General features: G+C 74.0%; 8 protein-coding genes. 3 read left to right on the forward strand and 5 right to left on the reverse strand.

All coding sequences use genetic code 11. The annotated features are described in order from the left end of the window. Positions 1-30 precede the first annotated feature (30 nt). The 3 genes from LCD31_RS19610 to LCD31_RS29395 form a co-directional block, all read right to left on the reverse strand. Complete coding sequence (locus tag LCD31_RS19610) at positions 31-1362, reverse strand: amidohydrolase family protein (protein WP_224960074.1); 1332 nt, start codon at positions 1360-1362, stop codon at positions 31-33. A gap of 104 nt (positions 1363-1466) precedes the next feature. Continuing rightward, positions 1467-2126, reverse strand: a complete 660-nt coding sequence (locus tag LCD31_RS19615) for a response regulator transcription factor (RefSeq protein ID WP_224960076.1) — start codon at positions 2124-2126, stop codon at positions 1467-1469. A 31-nt stretch (positions 2127-2157) separates the two neighbouring features. Next, positions 2158-3882 (reverse strand): histidine kinase, encoded by a 1725-nt coding sequence (locus LCD31_RS29395; RefSeq protein WP_308015858.1) that lies wholly within the window; start codon positions 3880-3882, stop codon positions 2158-2160. A gap of 179 nt (positions 3883-4061) precedes the next feature. Between LCD31_RS29395 and LCD31_RS19625 the strand changes: the two genes are divergently transcribed. After that, positions 4062-4730 carry an ABC transporter ATP-binding protein gene (locus LCD31_RS19625; protein WP_224960078.1) on the forward strand — a complete coding sequence of 223 codons (669 nt, stop codon included), beginning with the start codon at positions 4062-4064 and terminating at the stop codon, positions 4728-4730. A 94-nt stretch (positions 4731-4824) separates the two neighbouring features. Beyond that, positions 4825-4968, forward strand: a complete 144-nt coding sequence (locus tag LCD31_RS19630; RefSeq protein ID WP_224960080.1) for a hypothetical protein — start codon at positions 4825-4827, stop codon at positions 4966-4968. 60 nt (positions 4969-5028) lie between these two features. Here the strand turns inward: LCD31_RS19630 and trmB are convergent, their stop codons facing one another. Both trmB and LCD31_RS19640 read right to left on the reverse strand, forming a co-directional pair. After that, complete coding sequence (gene trmB, locus LCD31_RS19635; RefSeq protein WP_224960081.1) at positions 5029-5742, reverse strand: tRNA (guanosine(46)-N7)-methyltransferase TrmB; 714 nt, start codon at positions 5740-5742, stop codon at positions 5029-5031. Positions 5743-5779: 37 nt separating this feature from the next. Then, positions 5780-6349, reverse strand: a complete 570-nt coding sequence (locus LCD31_RS19640; protein ID WP_224960084.1) for a hypothetical protein — start codon at positions 6347-6349, stop codon at positions 5780-5782. A gap of 224 nt (positions 6350-6573) precedes the next feature. On the opposite strand from LCD31_RS19640, the gene LCD31_RS19645 reads away from it, so the two are divergent. Next, positions 6574-7038: a universal stress protein gene (locus tag LCD31_RS19645; RefSeq protein WP_224960085.1), complete on the forward strand. Its 465-nt coding sequence runs from the start codon at positions 6574-6576 to the stop codon at positions 7036-7038. Positions 7039-7191: the final 153 nt, after the last annotated feature.

Raw genomic sequence — 7191 nt, forward strand, 5'->3', positions numbered from 1 at the left:
GCGGTGCGGAAGGTTCCCGGGGAACCCGGTTCAGCCGCGCACGTGGTGGGCGGCGGTGCGGGCGGCGGCCTGCACGGCCCGCCGGTCCACGCGCGTCGGTTCCCGGTCGCGCAGCACCTCCTCGCCCGCCACCCAGACGTCGCGCACGCAGCGGGAACCGGCCGCCCACACCAGGTTCGACAGCAGCTGCTCGTCAGGGGTGTCGATGCCGGTCGCGAACGCCGGGTCGTCCACGTCCAGGTGCACGACGTCGGCCCAGCGCCCCGGTTCCAGCGCGCCGATGTCGTCGCGGTGCAGCGCGGCCGCCCCGCCCCTGGTCGCGGCGAGCAGCGCGCCCGGTGCGGTCAGCGCCATCGCGTCCCCCGTGGACAGCCGGGCCAGCATCACCGACAGCTGGACCTCTTCCCACAGGTCCAGGTCGTCGTTGCTGGACGGGCCGTCGGTGCCCAGGCCGACCGGGATGCCCGCGGCGAGCATGTCGACCAGCCGCGCGGTGCCGGAGGCGAGCTTCGCGTTCGAACCGGGGCAGTGCGCGATGCCCGTCCCGCGGTCGGCGAACAGCTCGATGTCCGCGTCGGACAGGTGCACGCAGTGCGCGGCCAGCACCCGGCCGTCCAGCACGCCCAGCGAGTCCAGCAGCGCGGGCACCGAGCCGTAGCGCTCCCGCTGCTCCCGGTCCTCGTCGGCGGCTTCGGCGACGTGCGTCTGCACCAGGGCTCCGCGCTGCTGCGCGGATTCCCCGATGCGGCGCAGCGCTTCCGGCGGCAGCGTGTAGGCGGAGTGCGCGCCGTAGCCGAGCTCGATCCGGTCGGCGGGCCCGAACCGCAGGCCGTCCGCGTCGATCCAGCGGTCGACGGCCTCGACCATGCCCTGCCAGGAACCCATGCCCTCCAGGCCGGGCGCGGAGATCACGGCCGGGCCGAGCACCACCCGGGAGCCGACGGCCAGCACCGCTTCGGCCACGGACTCGCCGGAGAAGTACATCTCGGCGCTGGTGGTCACCCCGGCGCGCAGCATCTCCACCGAACCGAGCTCCATGCCGGCGCGGACGTCGGCGGGCCGCAGCCGCGCCTCCGCGGGCCAGATCACCTCGCGCAGCCAGCGCAGCAGCGGCAGGTCGCCGCCCATGCCGCGCAGCAGCGTCATCGGGCTGTGCGCGTGCGCGTTGATGAGGCCGGGCAGCAGGATCCCGCCGCATTCGCGCACCGCGGTCTCCTGCGCGCGCGGCGGTGCGCCCTCGCGCGGGCCGCAGTAGCCGATGCGGCCGTGCTCGTCGACGTCCACGACGGCGTCGCGGATCACCGAGCAGTCGGCGTCGCAGGGAACGGCGATCGGGGCGTGCAGGCGCAAGGCGGTCGGCATGCGCGCATTCTGCCGCAGCGGCGCACCGCCGGGGAAAGCCGGTCGCACGAAGTCCACTGTGGACATACCGGTGCGGTGCGACCGGCCCGCTCACCCGCGGGTGATCAGTCCTCCATGAGACCGCTGCGCCACGCCCACGACGCCGTCTCCACCCGGTTCCGCGCGCCGATCTTCGTCTGCGCCGCCGCGAGGTGGGTCTTCACCGTGGACAGCGACATGAACAGCTCGCCGCCGATCTCCACGTTCGTCAGGCCGCGCGCGGTGGCCCGCACCACGTCCAGCTCCCGCTCGGTCAGCTCCTCCCGCAGCGGTTGCACCCCGCGCCGCGGCCGCTCCGGCGGCTTCGAGAAGTGCTGCAGCAGCCGCACCGTGATCTGCGGCGACACCAGCGCGTCCCCGCGCGAGGCCGCGTTGATCGCCTCGATCAGCAGCGCCGGGCCCGCGTCCTTGAGCAGGAAGCCGCTCGCCCCGTTCGCCAGCGCCGAGGCCACGTACTCGTCCAGGTCGAAGGTGGTCACCACGACCACCTTGATCGGGTCGGTGGCGTCCGGGCCCGCGAGCTGCTTGGTGGCCTCCAGGCCGTCCAGCCCGGGCATCCGGATGTCCATCAGGCACACGTCCGGGCGCAGCTCCCGCGCCTTCTTCACCGCGTCGAGCCCGTTGGAGACGTCGGCGACGACCTCGATGCCGTCCTGCGACTCCAGGATCATCCGAAAACCGGCCCGCACCATCTCCTGGTCGTCCGCGATCAGCACCCGGATCATCGGTTTCCCCTCCTCGTCGTGCACCGCGCGCTCAGCCGGCGTCGCGTTCGGCCAGCGGGAGCCACGCCTCGACCCGCCAGCCGGCGTCCGGCACCGGTCCTGCGCTGAAGCGGCCGCCGAGCAGTTCGATCCGCTCGCGCATGCCGACGAGACCGTATCCTCCGGAGCCACCCGCCGGTGCGGCGCGGCTGCCGGAACCGTTGTCGGTGACGCGGATGTGCACGTGCTCCTGCGGAGACCGCACCACCACCTGGATCTCGGTGGCGTCCGGGGCGTGCTTGCCCGCGTTCGTCACCGACTCCTGCACCAGGCGCAGCGCGGAGCGGGCGACCTCCTGCGGCACCTCCTGGTCCAGTTCGACCCGCAGCGACACCTTCGGGCCAGCGCCCTCGGCGAGCGCGGTGAGGTCGGCGGCGAGGTCGGTGGTGGCCTGCTCGGTGGCGCCGCTGGTGCCCGCGGGTTCCGCGCCGCGCATGCTCGCCACCAGCCTGCGCATCGCCACCAGCGCTTCGGTGCCGCTGCCCGCGATGCGCTCCATCGCCTCCACGGCCGCTTCCGGTTTCTGCGCGGCCACCATCTGCGCGGCCTGCGCCTGCACCACGATCCCGGTGACGTGGTGGGCGACCACGTCGTGCAGCTCCCTGGCCAGCGCCAGCCGTTCCGCCTGCTGCGCCTGCTGCACCGCGCTCTCCACCGTGCGAGTCCTCTCCCCATCCCTGGCCCGGAAGTACAGCCCGGAACCGACGGCCAGCACCAGCAGCAGGCCACCCAGCATCAGCAGGTCCAGCGCGTAGCCGCGGCCCCAGAAGAACGGGCTGTCGGGGACCACCGCCGCCGCCACCAGCACCGCGCCGACCAGCACCGAACCGCCGAGCACCGCCCGCCGCCTGGGGGCGTAGCGGACCAGGTACGCCATCATCAGCATCCCGGCCGCGACCGCCGTCACCGGAACGTCGTCCATCAGCCCGGCGTGCGTCGGCCAGTTCCCGACCACCCGGGCCGCGCCGCCCATGCACAGCGCCCCGGTCGCGCCCAGCAGCGTGATCTCCACCGGTCGCAGCGGCGTCAGCACCGACAGCGCGGCCAGCACCAGCGACCCCAGCAGCGGCACCAGGGTTTCCGCCGTCCCCTCGAACGCGGTCCCGGTGTCCAGGAACAGCAGCACCGACAGCGCGGCGATCATCGGCCACTGGCGGCGCAGGAGCTCCCGCAGCGGCGTCGAGGCCGTGCTGAGCTGCCAGCCGCGCACGTACGTCCCGGTGCCCACCGCCAGCATCAGCTGCAGCACCCCGAGGGCGACGAACTGCCCGCCCGCGGAGGGCATGTTCCCGCGCAGGTACACCGAACCGAGGCACGCCAGCACGAGCCCGGCGGTGACCGGCAGCGCCTTCATCGGCGGCAACCGGCGGTGCGCGAACAGCACCAGCAGCATCAACGCCAGGTTCTCGGTGGCCAGGATCGCGCCCAGCCCCACCGAGGGCGGTGCGGCGCCGGCGATCCGGATCACCGCGCTGGACAGCACCAGCACGGCCGCGGCGGCGGCCGAGCACACCACCGGATGCCGGCGCCCCCGCACCGCCAGCAGCGCGAGCAGCGCGGCACCGGGCACGGCGATCGGCGCGGTGCCGCCGTGCTGGATCAGCAGCACCACGTCCGCGGAACACGACAACGTCATCAGCGCGGCGAGGAACCACGGCGCCCGCAGGAGACGACCGAGTCGCTGCGCCGACATCTCGGGCGTCGGGCTGGAACTCACGACGCGACCCTAATCCCCGGTACCCGCGGGAGGCCCCGGCCGAATGGTCCGAAACCTCGCCCGATCGGACATCGAACGGTGTCCGCCCGACCGACGCGCCGCACCGCCACCGCACGAGAACGTGTTCTCCGGAAGCGCAGTGGCGGCCGGTGCGGACCGGCCGGCGGAAGGAGATCGCGGTGGCGGCTGCACCGGAACACCCCTCGACGGCCCTGCTGGAGGCGCGGAACCTGACCACGTTCCCGCAGCTGTTCGGCGTGGACTTCGCACTGGCCCGCGGAACGGTCGCCGCGCTCGACGGCCCGTCCCGCGAGCCGAAGACGTGGTTGCTGCAGGTGCTCGCCGGACTGCGCCGCCCGGACGCGGGGGCGGTGCTGTTCGACGGGGTGCGCATCGACGAGCTCGGCGATCACGAGATGCGGGAGGTGCGGCAGCGCCGCTTCGGGTTCCTGTTCGCCGACGGGATGCTGGTCCCCGAGCTGACCACCGCGGAGAACTGCGCGCTGCCGCAGATGCTGGCCGGGGCCGACCGGGCCGCGGCGATGGACCGCGCCGCGGAGATGCTGCGCGACTTCGGGCTGGAGCGGGTGCGGGACCGCTTCCCCGGGCAGCTCTCCGCCGCCCAGGCGGAACGGCTGACCGTGGCGCGGGCGATGGCCCACCGGCCCAACGTGATCTTCGCGGACTCCCCGGAGCTGACCGCGTCCACCACCGCCGAGCTGCTGGACGCGGCCCGCGCCCACGGCATCGCGGTGGTGCTGGCGACCGCGGACCCCGCGCTGCTCGCCCGCGCCGAGCAGGTGCTGCGGCTCGGCGAGCACGCGCCGGAGCTCGCGGCCGCGGCTTGACCGGAAGTAGGAGGTGGACCGGCCCTTCGGCCGATCCGGCCGACCCGGCCGGGCGGTGAAGCTGGTGGGGATCGCCGACCCGGAGGTACCACCCATGCTGACCATCACCGCCACCGCGCTCGGCACCATCGCAGCGGTCGCCGTGCTGCCGCTGATGGCCGTGAGCTCGCTGCTGCCCGACGTCGTCGAGCACCGCGGCCGCGCCCTGCTCACCCCGAAGGCGCACGACGCGGCCTGACCACCGCCGCACCGCCCGCGCACCCCGCCCGTCGGCGGCGGAGCGACCGGGCCCGCGCGGTCAGACCCGGTCGAAGATCAGGTCGTGGATCTTCCGGCCCTCGTCGTGGGCGCGGCTCTCGAACTTGGTGACCGGACGCCACTCGGGCCGCGGAGCCCAGCCGCCCGGCTCGGCCGCGTACCGGTTGCGCAGCTCCGGTTCCGCCGAGCACACCTCCATCATCTGCTCGGCGTAGTTCTCCCAGTCCGTCGCCAGGTGCACGTACCCGCCGGGCGCGAGCCGGGAGGCGATCAGCGCGATCGTCTCCGGCTGCACCAGCCGCCGCTTGTGGTGGCGCTTCTTCGGCCACGGGTCCGGGAAGAAGATCCGCACCCCGGCCAGCGACCCCGGCGGCACGTGCTCGCGCAGCAGCACCACCGCGTCGCCGCGCAGCAGCCGCAGGTTCGACAGCTCCAGGTGCTCGGCGCGCAGCAGCAGCTGCGCCAGGCCCGGCTTGTAGACCTCCACGGCGAGGTGGTCGACCTCGGGCGCGGCGGCCGCGAGCTGCGCGGTGCTCTCACCCATGCCGGAACCGATCTCCAGCACCAGCGGGGCCTCGCGCCCGAACCAGGTCGCCGCGTCCAGCGGCCCGGCGGGCAGCGCGTCCACCGAGTCGCCCATCGAGGGCCAGTGCCGGTCCCACGCCCGCTGCTGGCCGACGGTCATCCGCTCGCCGCGCTGGACGTAGCTGACGATCGTGCGCCGGTGCTGGACCTGCTGGTCAGAAGTGCTCATCGAGAGGTGAGTATCGCAAACCCGCCGGGCAGGGCCGCTACCAGGATTCGACGACCGGCAGCGCGGCGAGCAGCCCGCCGGTGCCGCTGAGCGGCAGCGGCGGCGGCGGACCGTCGGTGTGGGCGGCGACGACCTCGACCCAGCCGGGGTGGTCGTCGGTGAGCGCGACGGTCGTCGGCGCGTGCCTGGTGCCGCGTTCGGAGGGCGCGTACTCCCAGTACCCGGTCTCGCCGGTGCCCGCCCACGGCACGAACACCCAGCCGTCGCGGCTGGTCAGCAGCCGGTGCACGTCGTCCTCGAAGGCGAACCCCTCGGCTCGGGAGGACAGCTCGCCGCGGTCCAGCGCCCGCAGCCACCACGGGGCGGGCAGCCTGCTCGCCGAGCCGTGCAGCTTGCGGTAGAGGTCGAGGACCTTCTGCTCCGCGGCGGTGTGGATCCAGCTCCGGCGCAGCGAGGCGGGAGCGGCGGCTTCGGCCACCACGGGGTGCGCCTCCGTGGCCAGCGACCACTCCAGCCGGGGAACCGGTTCGAGGAGCACGTCGGTCTGGTCGCGCCGGAAGCGCGGCGGGTCGCGCCGCTCCGGCGAGCACTCGGTCGAATGCACCATGGCCCACCTCTCTGCTGTTGGGGGGAAGCACGCGGACCGCTGTGGCGGTCCGACGTGGCGCATGCACCTCAGCGACGTTGGTGTGGAGGCACGCGTCCTGCCTTATCCATTACCACAGGCAGACGATCATGTGAAGTTTCCACCACGAGTTGTGAACCATCACATATCGGACTCGTTCGAGTGGTCGAGTCGACAGCGGGGCCGGAAGGCGGTGCAGTGGAGACGTGGAACGCACCGTGCAACAGGTCGAGGTGGACGGCGGGGTCGCCGTCGGCCTCGACGGGTCGCCGTCCTCGCTGCGCGCGCTGGACGTGGCCGCGCACGAGGCGGAGCTGCGCTCGGCGGTGCTGCACGTGGTGCGGGCGTGGAGCATGCGCACGGCGCCGCGGCCCGCGGACTGCCCGCCGGGGGCGGTGCCGAGCATGGACGCCTACCAGCGATCGGTGGACGAGTCGGCGGAGCGGATCGTGCGGGACCGGCTGGGCGCGGAGCCCCGGATCCCGGTGCAGCGGCACATCGCGCACTCCCCGTCACCACAGGCGCTGCTGTCGGCTTCCCGCGGCGCGGACCTGCTGGTGGTGGGCCACCGCGGTCGCGGCGGCTTCGCCGGCCTGCTCCTCGGCTCGGTCGCCGAGCAGTGCGTCCGCCACGCGGCCTGCCCGGTCCTGGTGGTCCGGCCGGCCATCTGACGAAGTCCTCCGGCACTTGCCGCGCGCGGACGGCGCCTCCCGCGCGGAGGCGGTGGCGGACGCGGCGAAGGCGCGGCGGGACGGACCAAGATCAACGGGGAAAAGCACAGGGCCCGGGCCATCCCCCGAATGACAGCCCGGGCCCTGTGCTTT

Source organism: Saccharopolyspora sp. 6M, from assembly GCF_020176775.1.
Taxonomy (GTDB): Bacteria; Actinomycetota; Actinomycetes; order Mycobacteriales; family Pseudonocardiaceae; genus Saccharopolyspora_C; species Saccharopolyspora_C gregorii.

Bases quoted from the DNA above. Each gene is read 5' to 3' on its own strand.
- LCD31_RS19610 (WP_224960074.1), bottom strand. From the start codon at position 1,362: ATGCCGACCGCCTTGCGCCTGCACGCCCCGATCGCCGTTCCCTGCGAC.
- trmB (WP_224960081.1), bottom strand. From the start codon at position 5,742: ATGAGCACTTCTGACCAGCAGGTCCAGCACCGGCGCACGATCGTCAGC.
- LCD31_RS19640 (WP_224960084.1), bottom strand. From the start codon at position 6,349: ATGGTGCATTCGACCGAGTGCTCGCCGGAGCGGCGCGACCCGCCGCGC.
- LCD31_RS19615 (WP_224960076.1), bottom strand. From the start codon at position 2,126: ATGATCCGGGTGCTGATCGCGGACGACCAGGAGATGGTGCGGGCCGGT.
- LCD31_RS19630 (WP_224960080.1), top strand. From the start codon at position 4,825: ATGCTGACCATCACCGCCACCGCGCTCGGCACCATCGCAGCGGTCGCC.